This is a genomic window from Fontisubflavum oceani, assembly GCF_030407165.1.
Classification (GTDB): Bacteria; Pseudomonadota; Alphaproteobacteria; order Rhodobacterales; family Rhodobacteraceae; genus Rhodophyticola; species Rhodophyticola oceani.
Window position 1 is genome coordinate 3,311,799 of record NZ_CP129111.1, and the last position, 17,221, is coordinate 3,329,019.

At 60.5% G+C, this 17,221-nt stretch carries 19 protein-coding genes and 2 pseudogenes; 2 read left to right on the forward strand and 19 right to left on the reverse strand.

Going from position 1 to position 17,221, the window contains the following annotated elements; all coding sequences use genetic code 11:
• Position 1: 1 nt before the first annotated feature.
• From QTA57_RS16865 to QTA57_RS16935, 15 genes and pseudogenes are all read right to left on the reverse strand, one after another.
• Complete coding sequence (locus tag QTA57_RS16865; protein WP_171558314.1) at positions 2-316, reverse strand: hypothetical protein; 315 nt, start codon at positions 314-316, stop codon at positions 2-4.
• Complete coding sequence (locus QTA57_RS16870) at positions 313-720, reverse strand: response regulator transcription factor (RefSeq protein ID WP_290152661.1); 408 nt, start codon at positions 718-720, stop codon at positions 313-315. Before QTA57_RS16870 ends, QTA57_RS16865 begins: the two co-directional genes overlap by 4 nt.
• An 84-nt stretch (positions 721-804) precedes the next feature.
• Positions 805-1,155: a short-chain fatty acyl-CoA regulator family protein gene (locus tag QTA57_RS16875; protein WP_290152663.1), complete on the reverse strand. Its 351-nt coding sequence runs from the start codon at positions 1,153-1,155 to the stop codon at positions 805-807.
• Complete coding sequence (locus tag QTA57_RS16880) at positions 1,050-2,123, reverse strand: helix-turn-helix domain-containing protein (protein WP_290152665.1); 1,074 nt, start codon at positions 2,121-2,123, stop codon at positions 1,050-1,052. Before QTA57_RS16880 ends, QTA57_RS16875 begins: the two co-directional genes overlap by 106 nt.
• A 207-nt stretch (positions 2,124-2,330) precedes the next feature.
• On the reverse strand, positions 2,331-2,693 hold the full coding sequence (locus QTA57_RS16885) for a DUF6768 family protein (protein ID WP_290152667.1): 363 nt from the start codon (positions 2,691-2,693) through the stop codon (positions 2,331-2,333).
• Positions 2,686-3,237, reverse strand: a complete 552-nt coding sequence (locus QTA57_RS16890; protein ID WP_290152669.1) for an RNA polymerase sigma factor — start codon at positions 3,235-3,237, stop codon at positions 2,686-2,688. The genes QTA57_RS16885 and QTA57_RS16890 overlap by 8 nt, the downstream gene beginning before the upstream one ends.
• Positions 3,238-3,370: 133 nt before the next feature.
• Positions 3,371-4,354, reverse strand: coding sequence for an ABC transporter substrate-binding protein (locus QTA57_RS16895; RefSeq protein ID WP_145210365.1), 984 nt, complete (start codon positions 4,352-4,354; stop codon positions 3,371-3,373).
• 57 nt (positions 4,355-4,411) lie between these two features.
• Positions 4,412-5,254, reverse strand: a complete 843-nt coding sequence (locus QTA57_RS16900; protein WP_407933523.1) for an ABC transporter permease — start codon at positions 5,252-5,254, stop codon at positions 4,412-4,414.
• A gap of 65 nt (positions 5,255-5,319) precedes the next feature.
• Positions 5,320-6,210: an ABC transporter permease gene (locus QTA57_RS16905; RefSeq protein WP_290154964.1), complete on the reverse strand. Its 891-nt coding sequence runs from the start codon at positions 6,208-6,210 to the stop codon at positions 5,320-5,322.
• Between the two features lie 64 nt (positions 6,211-6,274).
• On the reverse strand, positions 6,275-6,718 hold the full coding sequence (locus QTA57_RS16910; protein WP_290152672.1) for a GNAT family N-acetyltransferase: 444 nt from the start codon (positions 6,716-6,718) through the stop codon (positions 6,275-6,277).
• The gene (locus QTA57_RS16915; protein ID WP_290152675.1) at positions 6,708-7,505 is read right to left on the reverse strand and encodes an ABC transporter ATP-binding protein; all 798 of its coding nucleotides are present in this window, start codon (positions 7,503-7,505) and stop codon (positions 6,708-6,710) included. The genes QTA57_RS16910 and QTA57_RS16915 overlap by 11 nt, the downstream gene beginning before the upstream one ends.
• A gap of 28 nt (positions 7,506-7,533) precedes the next feature.
• Positions 7,534-8,987: pseudogene (gene hydA / locus QTA57_RS16920) on the reverse strand (dihydropyrimidinase); the annotation flags it as partial.
• A gap of 19 nt (positions 8,988-9,006) precedes the next feature.
• Positions 9,007-9,270 carry a hypothetical protein gene (locus tag QTA57_RS16925; RefSeq protein WP_171558296.1) on the reverse strand — a complete coding sequence of 88 codons (264 nt, stop codon included), beginning with the start codon at positions 9,268-9,270 and terminating at the stop codon, positions 9,007-9,009.
• Positions 9,270-10,520 carry a Zn-dependent hydrolase gene (locus QTA57_RS16930; RefSeq protein WP_290152676.1) on the reverse strand — a complete coding sequence of 417 codons (1,251 nt, stop codon included), beginning with the start codon at positions 10,518-10,520 and terminating at the stop codon, positions 9,270-9,272. Before QTA57_RS16930 ends, QTA57_RS16925 begins: the two co-directional genes overlap by 1 nt.
• A 39-nt stretch (positions 10,521-10,559) precedes the next feature.
• Positions 10,560-11,885 (reverse strand): aspartate aminotransferase family protein, encoded by a 1,326-nt coding sequence (locus QTA57_RS16935; protein WP_290152678.1) that lies wholly within the window; start codon positions 11,883-11,885, stop codon positions 10,560-10,562.
• Between the two features lie 231 nt (positions 11,886-12,116).
• Between QTA57_RS16935 and QTA57_RS16940 the strand changes: the two are divergent.
• Positions 12,117-12,724: pseudogene (locus tag QTA57_RS16940) on the forward strand (TetR family transcriptional regulator C-terminal domain-containing protein).
• Here QTA57_RS16940 and QTA57_RS16945 read toward each other — a convergent pair.
• From QTA57_RS16945 to QTA57_RS16960, 4 genes are all read right to left on the reverse strand, one after another.
• Positions 12,725-13,183 carry a carboxymuconolactone decarboxylase family protein gene (locus QTA57_RS16945; RefSeq protein WP_290152680.1) on the reverse strand — a complete coding sequence of 153 codons (459 nt, stop codon included), beginning with the start codon at positions 13,181-13,183 and terminating at the stop codon, positions 12,725-12,727.
• A gap of 25 nt (positions 13,184-13,208) precedes the next feature.
• Positions 13,209-13,709, reverse strand: a complete 501-nt coding sequence (locus tag QTA57_RS16950; RefSeq protein WP_290152681.1) for an RrF2 family transcriptional regulator — start codon at positions 13,707-13,709, stop codon at positions 13,209-13,211.
• A 105-nt stretch (positions 13,710-13,814) separates the two neighbouring features.
• Positions 13,815-15,116: an NAD-dependent dihydropyrimidine dehydrogenase subunit PreA gene (gene preA / locus QTA57_RS16955; protein ID WP_171558286.1), complete on the reverse strand. Its 1,302-nt coding sequence runs from the start codon at positions 15,114-15,116 to the stop codon at positions 13,815-13,817.
• Complete coding sequence (locus tag QTA57_RS16960; protein WP_290152684.1) at positions 15,117-16,460, reverse strand: NAD(P)-dependent oxidoreductase; 1,344 nt, start codon at positions 16,458-16,460, stop codon at positions 15,117-15,119.
• A gap of 262 nt (positions 16,461-16,722) precedes the next feature.
• Between QTA57_RS16960 and accB the strand changes: the two genes are divergently transcribed.
• Positions 16,723-17,220: an acetyl-CoA carboxylase biotin carboxyl carrier protein gene (accB, locus tag QTA57_RS16965; protein WP_290152686.1), complete on the forward strand. Its 498-nt coding sequence runs from the start codon at positions 16,723-16,725 to the stop codon at positions 17,218-17,220.
• Position 17,221 lies beyond the last annotated feature (1 nt).

A 17,221-nucleotide genomic window follows, 5' to 3' on the forward strand; every position in this document is an offset into this window, starting at 1 on the left:
GTTAGCTACCGTCCGGCTGGTCCGGGCCGCGCGGGGTGATCCGGTTCAGCGCCGCGGCCAAACCGGCGGCCACCCCAATCAAAATCAGCCAAACCACCAGGAAATAGACAAGCCAACGGGCGGTGCCGCCACCGACACCAGAATCGGTGGTGAGAATAAAGACCGGCCCGAAAAACATCAGCGCGCCCAAGACCGGCAGCAACTTGGCCGCATCTTGCAGTCGGTTCCGCCGGTAGGTTCGGCGCTCCAAGAACACGCGCTGCTTAAGAGCCTTGCGCGACTCTGGCGCAGTCCCATTGGGTTTGTCGCGGCTCACGACGCGATCCCTTGACCACTGACCTCGTCGGTACCGTCTTTCCCAGCCACATGACGTAAGGTGTCCAGCATTTCAGAATTGGAGAACGGTTTTGTCAGATAGGCGTTCGCGCCAAGTGCCAAGGCCATATCGCGATCCTTGGCCTGCCCCTTCGCGGTCAACATCAGAACCGGCAGATGTTCGGTTTCGGCACCGCTTCGCAATTCGCGCAGAATGTCCAAGCCCGACCGACCGGGCAGCATGACATCCAGCACCACCACATCCGGTTCGACCCGCATCACCGCGTCCAGCGCGGTTGCGCCATTGCCATGGCCATGCACCTCCCATCCGTCACGCGACAGGATAAAGCTGATGGCTTCCAGAATGTTGGCCTCGTCCTCGACCAATAAGACTCGCGTGCCCAAACCACTCTCCTCCACTGGTCAGGCGCTCCCAACTCTCACACTGCCCGATTTCGGTGCAATGTCAAACGCCTCCGGCCCCTGACCTCAACTCACCAAGCTGGCCGCGCGCCGCGCACCACATTCCGCACGCGGGCAGACAGCGCAGCCAGGGCCGACCGGTTGTGCATCCTTGTGCAGCTCATCGTCGAGGGGCTTCAGTAACATCGTCGCCCGCATCACCGGCTCTGTGCCAAAGCCCACCGGCGCAATCGGCTGGCAAATCGCCCAGGCTTGAAACTGCGCCCCGTTGGGCAAGTCCAAAATGGCGGTCTCCGGCACCATCGGACGGCTCAGCGCGTGATAGAGCGGCCATAGAGGACAGCCCGCCCCAAAGCGCGGGATTGAAAAGGCATTGATCCGGCGGCGGAAGAGCAATGCCCCCGCCGCATCGCACACGGCCAGGCCGAGCGCTGGCGCACCGCTGCTGCGCGGCAGGGTCGCCAAGCGCCGTAGGACAAGCGCCACATCCCCCCTGCCTGTGGCAAAAGCGGCTCAGGCGCGAATTCGGCCGCAATGGCGGCCTCTAAGAATGGTTTGATCGGCAGACGCGCGGCGTCTTCGGCGTAGCCATGCAAGAGTTGGTTGGCCAAGACTCGCGTGGCCTCATCCTCCATCCCGGGCGCGTCTGCCAAAAGCTTGGGGATCGCCGCCACCCCTCCGGCCTCAATTGCCGGAAAATGATGGTCCGCCGCATCAAACAGCGCCTCGACCGTTTCTTGCGGCGTCGATGGCGTGCCTTTCCGGCGGCCTTGGTCTTCAAAATGCGCCAACATAGCTGTCGCGCGGGTCGAAAGCCGCTCCGCCTCTTCATGCAGGTTGCGGTGAAACCGTGTGCGCCATTGCGGCTCAATATCCGGCTCACGGACAAGAATGTCGGCCGTGGACCTGATCGCCGCAACGGTGGAGAGCACTTCATGCATCGCCTCGGCCAGAACCGGATCATGGCTCAACCGGTCATGCAGACCATCGACCAAACCCTCTAACCCGGCAATCCGCTTATGCTGCGCCGCGATCAAGCCGGTCCAACCCGGAAACCGGCCCGCAATCTCGTCAATCCGATCTGTCTCAGGCGTTGGGCCAAAGCTGGTCGCCGTTTCTGCAGCCGCCCCCTGTAGCGCATCGAACAGTGTTGCATCGGCCCCTTCGCTCAACGCGGCGGGCTCGACCTCAAGCCGTTTTGCCAAATCGATCAAGAGCTTCCCGCCGATCCGGCGCCGATTATGCTCGATCAGATTGAGATAGCTTGCCGAAATGCCCACCGCCTCGGCCAATGCGGTCTGCTTCAAACCCATGACCGTGCGCCGCTCCCGAATGCGGCTCCCGGTGAGGGTGTGGCGGCGGTGCGAACTGGGCGGTTTCGTCATCGGGGCCTGCTACGATCCTGCGAAGGTGTCAAAACCTTTACAGACCGAGGCGTCAAACTCAACGCCCCTCGTCGTCGCAGAGGCCGCCTCTCTCAAAAGGTGCTCTTTGAGCAGTTGGGCAACTCTCAGAGGGTGCCGCCACCGAGGGCCCATTCGCACCGACACCGCGCGCCCCTTTGGAAGCGCGGTGTCTCAATCTGCGCAGGGTCAGCCGCGCCGTTCGGCCAGCATCAACTGCGTGCGCTTCAACTCGCGCAAGACGCGGTCGGCCTGGATTTGCGGCATGAGGCTCAGCTTCATCTGCAGCGCCATCAAGATAAGGACCGCACCGGGCAGGCCCCATTTCAACGCCAGCAGAATGTCACCTGCGGCAAAGAACTGCACCGCGCAATACGCACCAATCACAAACAGCGCGACTTGCACAATCATCACCACCCACGTGACCCAGCCCAGTTTGCCCCGGAACTGCGCCCGGCCCAGTTGGAACCAGCCTTGTTCCTCGGTCGCTTCCAAGATAGCGCGATCTTCCGTTCTCAGCGCCTCTTCGATCAGTTGGTCAAGCTTACTCATCCTCTTCTCCTTTCAACGCCTCTTTCAGTTTCGCCCGCGCATGGACCAGTCGCGATTTGACCGTGCCCACGGGGATATCGAGCGCGATGGCCACCTCGGCCACGCTCATGTCTTCGAGATAAAACAGCGCCACCGTGGCCGCGTGATCCGATGGCAACGCCGCAATCGCCACTCGTATGGCACGGGCATCCGCGGCGTCGGGGCCAGCCTCAGAAACCTCAGCCGACATCTCGACCGCGGCCTCCCGCATCAAATCGCGCGCGGCGATCTGGGTTTGGATCTGTCGCGCCACGCGCCGTGTGACGATCCGCGTTGCCCAGGCCGGAAAGGCCACAGGCTCACGCAGCTTCGGCAGACCGCGCAGGATGTCCACCCAGGCCTCCTGCACCACATCGCGCGCCAGCTCCCGATCGCCAAGAAGCCGCATTGCATGGGCTAGCAACCGCGGCCCGCGCAACGCCGCAATCTCCGCCAACGCCGCCCTGTCTCCGGCTTGGGCCTGCGTCACAAGCATCTCTTCAAAAACCCGGCCTGCCTGTCTCATCTGCCTTATCTTTCCGTCTTGCAGGAATAAGGTGCCCCCAAACCGGAAAACGGTTCACCAGAAAATGCACTTTCAACGAAGAAGGGCCGCCCCTCGCCTGGGACGGCCCTCTCAGTCGCAAAATGTGAGACGCTTACTCGCTCAGCGCCTGGTCGGTGATCATATGGGTCCAAGCCCCCTCGGGCGCGGCCGTGATTACCGGGTCAGAGCCACCGGCCAAAAGCGTGGCGACGGTCCGCTCATAAGCAGCCTCGTCCAGCGCCCCATTGGAGCCCGCAGTCAGCAAAGCCACCTCGCCCATCATCCGGGTCTGGTGCTCTTCGGTCTGCGCGCCGGTCTCGTCATAATCGAGCACGATCAGCGCCGCCTCATCCGGGTTTGCTTCGGCCCATTTCCAGCCTTCCATCGAGGCCCGGACAAACCGCACCATCCGGTCGACGAATTCTGGGTCTTCCAGGTTCTCTTCCAGAACCCACATCCCGTCTTCCAGCGTCGCGACGCCCTGATCCTCATATTTGAACGTGATCAGATCATCTGGGCTCACGCCCGCATCGATCACCTGCCAATACTCGTTATAGGTCATGGTCGAGATGCAATCGGCCTGACGCTGCAAGAGCGGATCAACGTTGAAACCCTGCTGCAGCACCGTCACGCCGTCCTCGCCACCTTCGGTCGAGATGCCCAACTGGCTCATCCAGCTCAGGAACGGGTATTCATTGCCGAAGAACCACACGCCGATGGTCCGACCGGCCAGGTCAGCAGGCTCTTCAATACCCGCATCGGCCCAACAGGTCAGCATCAGCCCCGAGGACGCGAAGGGCTGCGCGATGTTCACCACCGGCAGACCACGCTCCCGCGCTGCAAGTGCCGAGGGCATCCAGTTCAGCATCACATCAGCGCCACCGCCGGCGAGCACCTGCGGTGGTGCGATGTCAGGGCCGCCGGGCTGGATCGTCACATCGAGCCCTTCATCGTCGTAATAGCCGTTCTCGAGCGCCACATAGTAGCCCGCGAATTGCGCCTGCGTGACCCATTGCAGTTGCAGCGTCACCTCGTCAGCCGCCGCCGCGCCGGTGGCCAGGCCGAGCGCCAGCGCGGATGTCATCAGTTTTTTCATTGTTTTCCCTCCAAGTTGGTTCGTTGTTATTTCTGTTGGTGCGTTTCTTATCACTCTTTACCGTTGCGACGGATGCCAGAAGGTCAGCTTCTTCTCCGCCAGGGCCATCAGCCCATAAAACCCCGTCCCGGCCAATGCGGCCACGGTGATCGATGACCAGACCATATCCATCGCCAGCCGCCCCACCTCGATTTTTATCCGAAAGCCCATGCCCACAGTGGGTGAGCCAAAAAATTCCGCCACAATCGCCCCGATCAGCGCAAGGGTTGTGCAGATTTTCAACCCGTTGAAAATGAAGGGCATGGCCGCCGGCAGCCGCAGTTTGAAAAGCGTCTGCCAATAACTTGCCGCATAGGTCCGCATCAGGTCGCGCTGCATCACCTCGCTGGCCTTCAAGCCCTGCACCGTGTTCACCAGCATTGGGAAGAACACCATCACGACGACCACGGCGGCCTTCGATTGCCAGCCGAACCCGTACCACATCACCAAGATCGGCGCGGTGCCGACAATCGGCAGCGCCGCGATGAAGTTGCCCACCGGCAAGAGGCCGCGTTGCAGGAAATTCGACCGATCCACGGCCAAGGCCACGGCGAAGGCCGCCGCGCAGCCCATCATATAGCCCGACATCGCGCCCTTCACGATGGTCTGGATGAAATCGGCCCAAAGCACATCGGTTGAAGAAATCAGCCGCACCCAGATCGCCGAGGGTGCAGGCAAGATAACGGGCGAAATCTCATAAAGACGAACGGCCATCTCCCAAAGCACAAGCAAGGTCACGCCAAAGAGTACCGGTACCAAAAACCGTCCAACCGCCCCACGCCCATCGGCGGAAAGCCAGATGTTCATTCCCCAAGCGAGAAGCCAAACCGCGAGGATCAGCCCCAGACCCTGGTCCGTCATTAAGCCGACAAACACCACCAAGGCCGCAACAACGGGCCCGATCAAGGGGTTGCGCATAATCCCCGTCATCGCGCCATCCCCATCCGCTTCAAGGTCAACCGCTCAATCAAACCCAGCCCGCCGACGAGCACCGCCGCGCAGATCGCCGCCATGAAGAGCGCCGACCAGATTTGGATCGTCTGCCCATAGTAGCTTCCGGTCAGCAGCCGCGCGCCGAGCCCAAACCGAGCGCCTGTCGGCAGCTCCGCGACAATCGCCCCGACTAGCGCCGCTGCAATGGCGACCTTCAACGAGGTGAACAGAAACGGCACCGAGGCCGGCAGACGCAGTTTCCAGAAGGTCGCAGCGTGGCTGGCCGAATAGGTTTTCAGCAGGTCCAAATCCATCGGGCCGGGGCTGCGCAGCCCTTTCACCATGCCAACCACCACGGGGAAGAAACTAAGATAGGCCGAGATCAGGGATTTCGGCAGCAGCCCCTCCACCCCGATCGAGTTCAACACCACAATCACCATCGGTGCGATCGCCAGGATCGGGATGGTCTGCGATGCAATCGCCCAGGGCATCACGGACATATCCATGGCGCGGTTATGGACGATGCCAACCGCCAGGAGAATGCCCAGGCCAGTTCCGAAGAGAAAGCCGAGCAGGGTCGGCGCAAGGGTCTGATATGCATGGAAGAACAGCGAGCGCGGATTGCCGCGCAACTCGCCCCGCCGCTCGCGGAACATAGCCTCCCCTGCGGTCGTGTTCCAAAGCTCTGCAAAGACCTGATGCGGGGTCGGCAATACCGGCCGTTCTTGGTTCATCGCATCGGCGATCACCTCGCCTGCGCTGAGTTCAACTCCGGCGCGCTCTGCCTGATCCAGGGTCCAGGCCCGGTTCATACCAACGCTGGCGGCATACCAAAACGCGACAATACAGGCGACCACGACCAATACCGGCATCACGTGATGCACCGCCCCGGCGACGCTTCGGCCAAGAAGGCCTCCACCGGTTGAAGCGTGTCTGGCTTGGGCGACGTCAGTCATTGGCGCGCCACTCCATCTTCACCTCGCGTACAGTCTCCGGCGGCTCGGGTATGAACCGCTCCACCTCCGTAAAGCCCTCGCGGATATAGAATTTCTGCGCCCGGAGGTTGGGTTCATGGGTGGTCAGCCAAAGATAATCCTGCCCCTCTTTCACCCGATCCATGAGCGCCTTTCCAACGCCGCGCCCACCATGGCGGCAAAACAATGCGCCGACGCGTTTCTTTTCGGGATCATAGGACAGATACGCCTCCACCGGATCACCCGCGACCCAAATCTCGCGAGTCGGTAACGCGTCGCGGATCATCCCCTCGATGGTCTCGGGCGGATAATCGCGCGGCAACCAATCTGTGTCGTCAATCCACCAGTTGGCCACCGTCGCGCAGGCCGGGACATCGCCGATCTCGGCGCGTCGTATGGAGATGGCCTCAGTCGTCATAAGCGTGCCCCGCGCGCAACCCCTCGCGCACCCGATGGGCAATGGCCAGAAACTCTGGCGTGTCGCGAATATCGAGCGGGCGCTCCTTCGGCAAATCGCTCTCGATCACGTCTGTGATCCGCCCGGGCCGCGGCGACATCACCACGATCTTGGTGCTGAGATAGACCGCTTCGGGGATTGAGTGGGTCACGAAACCAATCGTCTTTTCCGTCCGCGCCCAAAGGTCGAGCAACTGCTCATTTAAATGATCGCGAACGATCTCATCCAAGGCCCCAAAAGGCTCGTCCATCAGCAGCAGATCAGCATCAAAGGCCAGCGCCCGCGCGATACTCGCCCGTTGCTGCATCCCGCCGGATAGTTGCCAGGGGTACTTCTTGCCAAATCCTTCGAGATCGACCAGTTGCAGAACGTTCTTTACACGTTCCGCTTGTTCCGAGGCACTGAACCCCATGATCTCCAGCGGCAGCTTGATATTCTTCTCAATCGTGCGCCACGGATAAAGCCCCGCAGCCTGAAACACATAGCCATAGGCCCTCTGGCGCCGCGCCTCATCGGGGCTTATCCCGTTCACAGTGATCTCGCCGCCGGTGGGGTGCTCCAGCGCGGCAACGACTCTAAGAAAGGTGGTCTTGCCGCAACCAGACGGCCCGATGAAGCTGACGAACTCGCCCTTGTTGATCGCCAGATTGACGTCTTTCAACGCCTGGACAGGGCCGTCATTGGTTTGGAAGGTGAGATCAAGGTCTTTCGCCTCAATCACTGGGGATTGCGTCTGGGTCCTCACCATCCGATGTGCTGCCTCGCCCGCCATCACACCCGCTCGGAATGTTCATTGGATTACGCTCGATCTTCCGCGGCGTGTTCAGCGATTTCCATTTGCTGAGCGCCTTGGACGCGCTGGCATATGGCGAGCGTTTCACAAACCGGCCCCGGCCCGGCTGCGGCTGTGAGTTCTGACCGCCCAGATCACATCGCCACGGGAGAGCGTGTAGCGGGGCTGCGCCGTCACCTCCATGCCCTCGAAGACATTGTAATCAATAATAGATTTCTGGGTGCTCACATGCACGGTTTTGGAAATCGTCGGATCCCAAACCACCACATCGGCATCCGCTCCAGGCACCAACGCGCCCTTCATCGGGTAGATGTTCAGGATTTTCGCGATGTTGGAGGAGGTCACTGCCACAAATTCCTCAGGTGTCAGACGGCCAGTCTCAACCCCACGGGTCCAGAGCATCGCCATGCGTTCCTCAAGCCCGCCGGTCCCATTTGGGATCGTCGTGAAATTGTCCAACCCCATCCGCTTTTGCTCATCGGTGAAGGCCGCGTGGTCGGTCGCCACCACCTGCAAAGAGCCCGCCGACAAACCTGCCCAAAGCGAGTCTTGATGGTCCTTTGACCGGAAAGGTGGCGACATCACGCGCCGCGCCGCATATTGCCAGTCTTTGTTGAAATATTCCGTTTCATCCAAGGTCAGATGCTGGATCAATGGCTCGCCATAAACCCGCATGCCCTTTTGTCGGGCCCGCCGGATCGCCTCATGGGCCTGCTCACAACTCACATGCACGATATAGAGCGGCGTGCCCGCCGCATCGGCAATCATAATTGCCCGGTTCGCTGCCTCTCCTTCGACCTCGGGCGGGCGAGAATAAGCGTGCCCCTCGGGGCCTGTCACACCTTCGGCCAGGTATTTGTTCTGCAACTCCTGGACGATATCGCCGTTTTCCGCGTGGACCAGCGGCAACGCTCCCAGCTCAGCGCAGCGCTTGAAGGAGGCATACATCTCGTCATCCTCCACCATCAACGCGCCCTTATAGGCCATGAAATGCTTGAACGTGTTCACGCCGCGCTCTTTAACAACGGCCTCCATCTCATTGAAAATGCTTTCATTCCAATCGGTGATGGCCATGTGGTACGAGATGTCGGTGCAGATCTGATCTTTCGACTTCCGGTCCCACTCATCCAGCGCGGTGAGCAAGCTGCCATCCTCGCCAGGCAGGCAGAAATCAACCAGCATCGTGGTCCCTCCAGCCGCCGCCGCGAAGGTGCCGGACTCGAAGGTTTCCGCCGCTGTGGTCCCCATAAACGGCATTTCCAGATGGGTGTGCGGGTCGATACCGCCGGGGATGACATAAGCGCCCTCTGCGTCGATCACCTCGTCGCCAGTGAGGTTCTCACCAATCTCAGCGATCTTCTCGCCTTCGATCAGCACATCGGCTTTGAACTGACGGTCGGCGGTGACAATTGTGCCGCCCTTGATCACTTTGCTCATGTCATCTCTCCCCTTTCGGTCAACTCGGCGCTTGCGTGCAGATGCCCCGACCTTCGGTCGTCAAGAGCGGGATATAGGTGTCTTCGACGGGTCCGCTGTGCAGATACCAATAGCAATTGTCGTCCTGCAGAACGACATTCCGCAGATCCTGGCCCGGCGGCAAAAGCGCTAGCGTTTCCTCGGAAAACTCAACCGACGGGGCGTTGGGGTCGGCGGGCGGGGCGGGCTCGCAGGCCGCCAATGCCAAGACGCCACCTAAAATCAAGAATTTCTTCAAAGTCATCACTCCACAATCTGAGCTGTTTCGACGACAGCATGGAACAAGACATTCGCCCCCGCTGCGGCCCAATCCGGGCTGATCTCTTCTGCCTCGTTATGGCTCAGCCCGTCAACGCAGGGGCACATCACCATCGCAGTTGGTGCGACCCGGTTGATCCAACACGCATCATGGCCCGCACCCGAAATCAGATCGCGGTGGGAGTAGCCCAGGCGTTCCGCCGCGCTCCTTACTGCCGCCACGCAGGCCTCGTCAAACTTTACAGGATCGAACCCGCCGACCTTCTCAAACGCTACTTCCAGACCCATCTCCTTGCAGATTTCAGATGCACCGGCTTGAAGGCGGCTTTCCATATCTTCGATCACCGCAAGCTCGGGCGATCGGAAATCAATGGTGAAGACGACCTTGCCGGGGATCACATTGCGTGAGTTGGGATACACATCGATATGCCCCGCCGCCCCAACCGCATGCGGTGCATGGGACCAAGCAATCTCATCCACCAGATCCAGAACCCGCGCCATGCCGAGACCAGCATTCTTGCGCATTGGCATGGGGGTCGAGCCGGTATGGCTGTCTTTGCCGGTGATCGTCACCTGCGTCCAACTCAGGCCCTGGCCATGAGTCACAACGCCGATCTCTTTGCCTTCGGCCTCCAGGATCGGCCCTTGCTCGATATGCAATTCAAAGAAGGCGTGCATCTTGCGCGCGCCCACTTCTTCGTCGCCTTTCCAACCGATCCGCTCCAACTCGGCGCCGAATTTTTTGCCCTCCGCATCTTCGCGGTCATAGGCCCATTCCTGGGTATGAATACCCGCGAATACGCCGGAGGAGAGCATCGCCGGGGCATAGCGCGTCCCCTCCTCATTGGTGAAATTCGTCACCACAATCGGATGCTTGGTTTTGATGCCGAGATCGTTGAGCGAGCGGATGATCTCCAGGCCTCCAAGAACCCCTAGAACGCCATCATATTTTCCGCCCGTCGGCTGCGTGTCGAGATGGGAGCCGACATAGACCGGTAGCGCATCAGGGTCTGTTCCCTCGCGCCGGGCGAACATATTGCCCATCTGGTCCAGCCCCATCTCGCATCCAGCCGCTTCGCACCAGCTTTGGAACAAGGCGCGGCCTTCGCCGTCCTCATCGGTCAGGGTCTGACGATTGTTGCCGCCCGCCACACCCGGCCCGATCTTGGCCATCTCCATCAACGAGTCCCACAGACGCTCGCCATTGATCTTCAGGTTTTCGCCAGGTGCCGACATCGATTTCTCCCAAGTATTTCTTTTGGCTCGGCCGCAGTCTCAATCCAAAGCCATCAGCACATCTCTGAGCGTTCCAAACAGTTGATCGATCTGCGGCTTCTCGATGATCAGGGGCGGCGACATCGCGATGATGTCTCCGGTGGTGCGGATCAGCACGCCCTTCTCATAGCAATCAAGGAAGGCCTGGAAGGCGCGTTTTGTCGGCTCCCCCGCAATCGGCTCCAGTTCCACAGCTCCGATCAGGCCCATGTTTCGAATGTCGATCACATGCGGGCAATCGCGCAAGGAGTGCAGCCCATCCTCCCAATAACTTGCCAAATCCGCGGCCCGCTCAAAGAGACCGTCTTCACGATAGGTTTCCAGCGTCGCCAGGCCGGCGGCGGCCGCCATTGGGTTGCCGGAATAGGTATAGCCATGGAACAGCTCGATCAGATGCTCCGGGCCGGTCATAAAGGCATCGTGGATTTGCTTTGTCGCCAGCACCGCCCCCATCGGGATCACCCCGTTCGTCAGGCCTTTGGCGCAGGTGATCATATCCGGCATCACCCCGAAATGCTCGGCCCCGAAGCTTGAGCCGAGCCGCCCGAATCCGGTGATCACCTCATCGAAGATCAACAAGATGCCGTGCTGCGTGCAAATCGCGCGGAGCCGCTCCAGATAGCCCTTCGGCGGCATCAAAACGCCCGTGGAGCCCGCCATCGGCTCCACAATCACCGCCGCGATGGTCTCGGGCCCATGCAAGGCAACGATCCGTTCCAAATCTTCGGCCAGATAGGCGCCATGTTCCGGCTGGCCGCGTGTGAACGCGTTCTGATCCGGCAAATGCGTATGTGGCAAATGATCGACGCCGGTCATCAGAGTGCCGAAGAACTTCCGGTTGTTGACGATCCCGCCGACTGAGATGCCGCCGAAATTCACCCCGTGATAGCCGCGCTCTCGCCCGATCAGCCGGGTCCGTGTCCCCTGCCCAATCGCGCGTTGATACGCGATGGCGATTTTCAACGCGGTTTCGACGCTTTCGGAGCCGGAATTGGTGAAAAACACATGCTCCATCGGCTCAGGCGCCATGTCGCGCAGCCTGGTCGCCAGCTCAAAGGCTTTCGGGTGGCCCATCTGGAAGGCCGGCGCATAGTCCAACTCCGCGGCCTGTGCCTGGATCGCCTCGACGATCTTTGGCCGTTTGTGGCCCGCATTACAGCACCAGAGCCCGGCCGTGCCATCCAGCACCTGTCGCCCGTCGCCCGTGGTGTAATGCATGCCCTCAGCGGCGACAAACATGCGTGGGGTCTGTTTGAACTGTCGGTTCGCGGTGAACGGCATCCAAAACGCTGAGAGGTCGTTCGGATTGGAACGGTCGAGTGCCATGGGGCCCACCCTATCTGGCAGCGCCGGTGCGCCACCGGGCGGCTGGAGTTAATGTTTTGACCATCTGGTCAATATCACGCTAGCAGAGGCGCATGGTCAGTCAAGAAATTGAACGCCTGAATCTGCTCAATCGCAAGGCAAATGATGGCCAAACGGGCGGAGATGACGCTCGTTTGGGCGCATCTTGCATGGTACTTGCCCCGCATGGGGGCGGAATGGCAGAGTGATGGTATGAATATTCAACCGCCGCGCACCCGTATTCAGCGCAAGAATACTGAAGCCATTTTGAACGCCGCGCTGGAGGTGTTCTCGCAACATGGGTTCCGAGGGGCGACACTGGATCAGATCGCGACCGAGGCGGGGCTGTCGAAACCCAATCTACTCTACTATTTTCCCTCGAAAGAAGCGATCCACGTCACGCTGCTGAGCCAGTTGATGGATACTTGGCTTGATCCGCTCCGCGAGATGGACCCAGAGGGCGAACCGGTCGAAGAACTGCTTGGCTACGTGCGCCGCAAACTGCAAATGAGCCGGGATATGCCGCGCGAGTCACGTCTCTTCGCCAATGAGATCGTGCAAGGCGCACCCCGGATGCAAGAGGCCTTGGCCACCGACCTGAAAGAGTTGGTGGACGAAAAAGTGGCGCTCTTGAACCGCTGGATGGAGGCCGGCCAAATTGCCCGGGTTCATCCGCATCATCTGATCTTCTCGATCTGGTCGCTGACGCAGCATTATGCGGATTTCGACGTGCAGGTCCGGACGCTGATGAGCGACGACGATCCGTTCGACGCCGCCCCGTGTTTCTTGAAACGCTTTATCGGCGGTTGCTCACCCCCTGATCAGGCGGCGGCACTTTCCGGCGCGGCGTGAACCGCACGGAAAGCAATCGAGAGCCGGTTCCAAGTGTTGATCATGGTGATGACCGTGGTCAGTTTCACAATCTCGTCGCCGGGGAACTCCCATTGGGTGTCGGCAAAAAGCGCGTCATCCGGTCCGTTATCCCCCAAACGGGTCAGCGCCTCGGCCCAGGCCAGGGCTGCACGCTCCCGCGGGGAAAACAGAAAACTGTCATGCCAGGCAGAGGTCAGATAGAGCCGCTGTTCGGTCTCTCCATCGGCACGGGCTTCGCGGCTGTGCATATCAACGCAGAAGGCGCAGCCATTGATCTGCGACACCCGCAGTTTGACCAGATGCAGCAGACTCTTTTCAAGCCCGGAGGCCTCGATCTGTGTATTCAGGGCCAGATGCCCGTTCATCAGCTCCGGGGCCGCTGCCCAGTATTCGATGCGCGGTTCCATATCGTATCTCCTTTCGGGTGAGGGGTTAGGTGGATTGTGGTCGTTGATGCAGGTCGAGAAAGGCGCAGCCGCGCTGCATCACCCTTGAGTCTGCCGTGCTGACGTGGTCCTCGATGATCGAGGCCAGCGTCGTTTCCGCCAAAGCGGCCCGATAGGCCCGTTCGGCGCGGAGCATGGCCAGTTTGATCCCGCAAGGGCTGGAAAACACCTCCTCCGGCAAGGGGTTAGGCCCCCGTCTGCGGATCTCCTGGCATTGGAATGCGAAACCGGGGCCTTCGACAGCCAGAACGATATCCAAGAGCGTGATTGCGTCTGGCGTCTTCGCCAGTCGGTAGCCGCCATTGCGACCGGGTATGGAGTGCACCAACCCCGCACCGACCATGGCGTTGAGATGTTTCACCAAATAGCTGGGGGACAGCCCGTGAAACTCCGCCAGAGCCGCGCCGGGCATGACCGCGCCATCTTCGAGGGCCGCAAGCGCTGTGGCGCAGTGAATGGCGGCCTCAACACCGTCTCCAAGCTTCATGATCATCACCTTCTGATTCGTAGATATATTTTATCCAGGATAAACTTTATCTTCAAATAGAATTTGAAAAAGGCCCCAAACATCCGTCTGGGGCCTCAAATTGACTTACTCGGCGGCGCAGGCCCCTGGGTTGTTGGGATGCGTCGTCCAGTTGGCGTATTCCTTTTCCACCACTTTGCCGGTGCGGGTGTCGGTCACGCCAGGCTCCAACTCGACCATGGTGATGCAATCCTCCACCGGGCAGACATTGACGCAGAGATTGCAGGCCACGCATTCCGCATCAATCACCTCGAACACCCGATCCTCCGACATCGAAATCGCCTGATGCGAGGTATCTTCGCAGGCGGCGTAACACCGACCACATTTGATGCAGGCATCCTGGTTGATTTTGGCCTTCGCCACATAGTTGAGGTTGAGATATTGCCAGTCGGTGACATTCGGCACCGCGCGTCCCACCACCTCGTCGATGGATGTGTAGCCCTGCTCATCCATCCACTGGCTAAGCCCCGACTTCATCTCTTCGACGATCTTGAAGCCATAGGTCATGGCGGCCGTGCAGACCTGCACAGTCCCCGCGCCAAGTGCCAGGAACTCCGCCGCGTCGCGCCAGGTGGTCACGCCGCCGATACCGGAGATCGGCAGACCGGCCGTTTCGGGGTCTCGGGCGATCTCGGCCACCATGTTGAGCGCAATCGGCTTCACCGCCGGGCCGCAATAACCGCCATGGGAGCCTTTACCATCAATCGAGGGCTCCGGGCTCATCGTGTCGAGATTGACCGACGTGATGGACGAGATCGTATTGATCAGGCTAACTGCATCCGCCCCACCCGCTTTCGCTGCGCGCGCCGGATAGCGGATATCGGTGATGTTCGGCGTTAGCTTCACGATCACCGGCATCCGCGTATTCGCCTTGCACCAGCGCGCCACCATTTCGATATATTCCGGCACCTGGCCCACGGCGGAGCCCATGCCGCGCTCGCTCATCCCATGCGGGCAGCCGAAATTCAGCTCGATCCCGTCTGCGCCAGTATCTTCGACCAGCGGCAGGATGCGTTTCCACGACGCCTCCTCGCAGGGGACCATCAAGGACACGATCATCGCCCGGTCGGGCCAGGCGCGTTTGACCGCCTTGATCTCCTGCAGGTTGGTCTCCAGCGGGCGATCGGTGATCAGCTCGATATTGTTAAGGCCCAAAAGCCTCCGGTCGGCGCCATAGATCGCGCCATAGCGCGGTCCGTTGACGTTCACCACATGCGGGTCTTCGCCAAGCGTCTTCCAGACCACGCCGCCCCACCCCGCCTCGAAGGCGCGGACGACATTGTATTCCTTATCCGTCGGCGGCGCAGAGGCCAACCAGAAGGGATTTGGGGATTTGATGCCTAAGAAATTCGTTGATAGATCAGCCATTTATCCGTTCTCCCCCATCAATGTGATGTGAATATCCTCGGCTGCATCGCGCCCTTCGGCGACGGCAGTGACCGTCAAGTCTTCGCCGCCCGACGCACAATCACCTCCGGCCCACACGCCAGCCACGTTGGCCTGCCCGGCACCAGTTACGGCGATTTTGCCACCATCCAGCGTCAAACCATCAGGCGTGCCCTCTAAGGTCTGACCAATCGCTTTCAGAACTTGATCTGCAGGAACTTCAAAAGTCTCGCCCGTGCCGACCAGGCTTTGGCCCTCGGCACGCGTATACTCCGCCTTCACAGCTGTGACAGAGCCATTGCCCAGAACGGCGACTGGCATCGCGTTGAAGACGATCCGCACGCCTTTCGAGGCCGCGAGATCTTGCTCGTAACGGCTCGCAGGCATCGCGTCACGGTCGCGGCGATAGAGGATCGTCACACTCTCCGCGCCCAGAAGCTTCGATTGCACCGCGGCATCAATCGCGGTCATCCCGCCACCGATCACCACCACATTGCGACCAATTGGAAGCGAGGCGACATCGCCCGCTTGCCGCAGATCGGAGATAAACCCGACCGCGTCCAAAACTCCGGCCTTATCCTCACCGTCAGCCCGAAGCGCATTCACGCCAGCCAATCCCATACCGAGGAACACGGCATCGAACTCGGCCTTTAGACTGTCGAGCGTCATATCGACGCCGAGCGCCTTGCCGGTCTCCAAGGTGATCCCGCCGATCTTCATCAGCCAATCGACTTCCGCCTCGGCAAAACCGTCCACCGTCTTATAGGCCGCAATCCCATATTCATTGAGCCCGCCGCCTTTGGGCCGCGCATCATAGATCGTGACCTCATGGCCATGCATCGCCAACCGATGCGCGCAGGCCAGGCCCGCAGGCCCCGCCCCCACCACCGCGACGGATTTGCCGGTCGGCGCGGCGCGGGTGAAGGGATGGACGCCCGCCGCCATCACGGTGTCGGTCGCATAACGCTGCAATTGTCCGATCAGAACCGGTTTGCCCTCGGCCAACTCCCGCACACAAGCCTCTTCGCAGAGCGTCTCCGTCGGACAGACACGGGCGCACATCCCGCCCAGAATGTTCTGGTCAAAAATCGTCTTGGCCGCCGCTTCTGGCGTACCGGTCGCGATCTGCCGGATGAAGAGCGGAATGTCGATCTCCGTCGGACAGGCCGTGATACACGGCGCGTCATGGCAGAAATAACATCGATCGGCGGCCACAAGAGCCTCATGCCCGTCCAGGGGCGCATGTAGATCGGCGAAATTCGCCTCATACTCGGCGTCATCTAGCCGACCCGGGGCGATGCCGGGGGTAAAGGGGCTGTTCGTCATGGGGCGTTTTCCCTCCCTGATCGAATGGCTGCTGTCCAATAAACGCTGGCACGGATCGGTTTTTTGATCAAATGGTAAATTCTCTGTCAGGCCATTTTTGCTGATAAATGCCCGCAGACCCCCCGATTTGCGCGTTTCCTGGGCACTCTTTGCAGCCCGATAAAGGGGAACGTTCCGAGCGCTTTTCCCGTCGCAAGCGCTTTTCTCCCCGCCACGGCTCATGTAAAGAGCGGCAAAGCCAGGGATAAGGGCGAGGAGCGAAATGACCAAAAACACCCGTGACGGAGACGTGGCCTTTATCAAGGCTCTGGCCGAGTTGCTGAATGAAAACGACCTGACCGAGTTGCAGGTCAAACGCGACTATGGCGAGGCCGACAGCCTGAATGTTCGCGTATCCCGTCAAAAACAGGTGGTTCAAGCGGTCACCGCCGCAGCGCCTGTTGCCGCCCCTGTTCCGCAGGCCGCAGCCCCCGCCGCCCCGGCGGATGCAGCTGCTCCGGCCCCTGCCGCCGACCCTGCGCAAGACCCGAACGCAGTCACCTCACCGATGGTCGGAACCGCCTATCTTCAGCCGGAACCCGGCACACCGGCATTTGTCTCGGTCGGCGACAAAGTGGCCGAAGGCCAGACCCTCATGATCGTTGAAGCGATGAAGACCATGAACCAGATTCCGTCCCCCAAAAGCGGGACGGTCAAACGTATCCTGGTCGAAGACGGCGCGCCCGTGGAGTTTGGTGCCCCGTTGATGATCATCGAATAAG

Excerpts from the sequence above, each read along its gene's own strand:
- QTA57_RS16880 (WP_290152665.1), bottom strand. The coding sequence starts at position 2,123 with ATGACGAAACCGCCCAGTTCGCACCGCCGCCACACCCTCACCGGGAGC.
- QTA57_RS16885 (WP_290152667.1), bottom strand. The coding sequence starts at position 2,693 with ATGAGTAAGCTTGACCAACTGATCGAAGAGGCGCTGAGAACGGAAGAT.
- QTA57_RS16890 (WP_290152669.1), bottom strand. The coding sequence starts at position 3,237 with ATGAGACAGGCAGGCCGGGTTTTTGAAGAGATGCTTGTGACGCAGGCC.
- QTA57_RS16895 (WP_145210365.1), bottom strand. The coding sequence starts at position 4,354 with ATGAAAAAACTGATGACATCCGCGCTGGCGCTCGGCCTGGCCACCGGC.
- QTA57_RS16900 (WP_407933523.1), bottom strand. The coding sequence starts at position 5,254 with ATGACGGACCAGGGTCTGGGGCTGATCCTCGCGGTTTGGCTTCTCGCT.
- QTA57_RS16910 (WP_290152672.1), bottom strand. The coding sequence starts at position 6,718 with ATGACGACTGAGGCCATCTCCATACGACGCGCCGAGATCGGCGATGTC.
- QTA57_RS16915 (WP_290152675.1), bottom strand. The coding sequence starts at position 7,505 with ATGGTGAGGACCCAGACGCAATCCCCAGTGATTGAGGCGAAAGACCTT.
- QTA57_RS16925 (WP_171558296.1), bottom strand. The coding sequence starts at position 9,270 with ATGACTTTGAAGAAATTCTTGATTTTAGGTGGCGTCTTGGCATTGGCG.
- QTA57_RS16930 (WP_290152676.1), bottom strand. The coding sequence starts at position 10,520 with ATGTCGGCACCTGGCGAAAACCTGAAGATCAATGGCGAGCGTCTGTGG.
- QTA57_RS16935 (WP_290152678.1), bottom strand. The coding sequence starts at position 11,885 with ATGGCACTCGACCGTTCCAATCCGAACGACCTCTCAGCGTTTTGGATG.
- QTA57_RS16945 (WP_290152680.1), bottom strand. The coding sequence starts at position 13,183 with ATGGAACCGCGCATCGAATACTGGGCAGCGGCCCCGGAGCTGATGAAC.
- QTA57_RS16950 (WP_290152681.1), bottom strand. The coding sequence starts at position 13,709 with ATGAAGCTTGGAGACGGTGTTGAGGCCGCCATTCACTGCGCCACAGCG.
- preA (WP_171558286.1), bottom strand. The coding sequence starts at position 15,116 with ATGGCTGATCTATCAACGAATTTCTTAGGCATCAAATCCCCAAATCCC.
- QTA57_RS16960 (WP_290152684.1), bottom strand. The coding sequence starts at position 16,460 with ATGACGAACAGCCCCTTTACCCCCGGCATCGCCCCGGGTCGGCTAGAT.
- accB (WP_290152686.1), top strand. The coding sequence starts at position 16,723 with ATGACCAAAAACACCCGTGACGGAGACGTGGCCTTTATCAAGGCTCTG.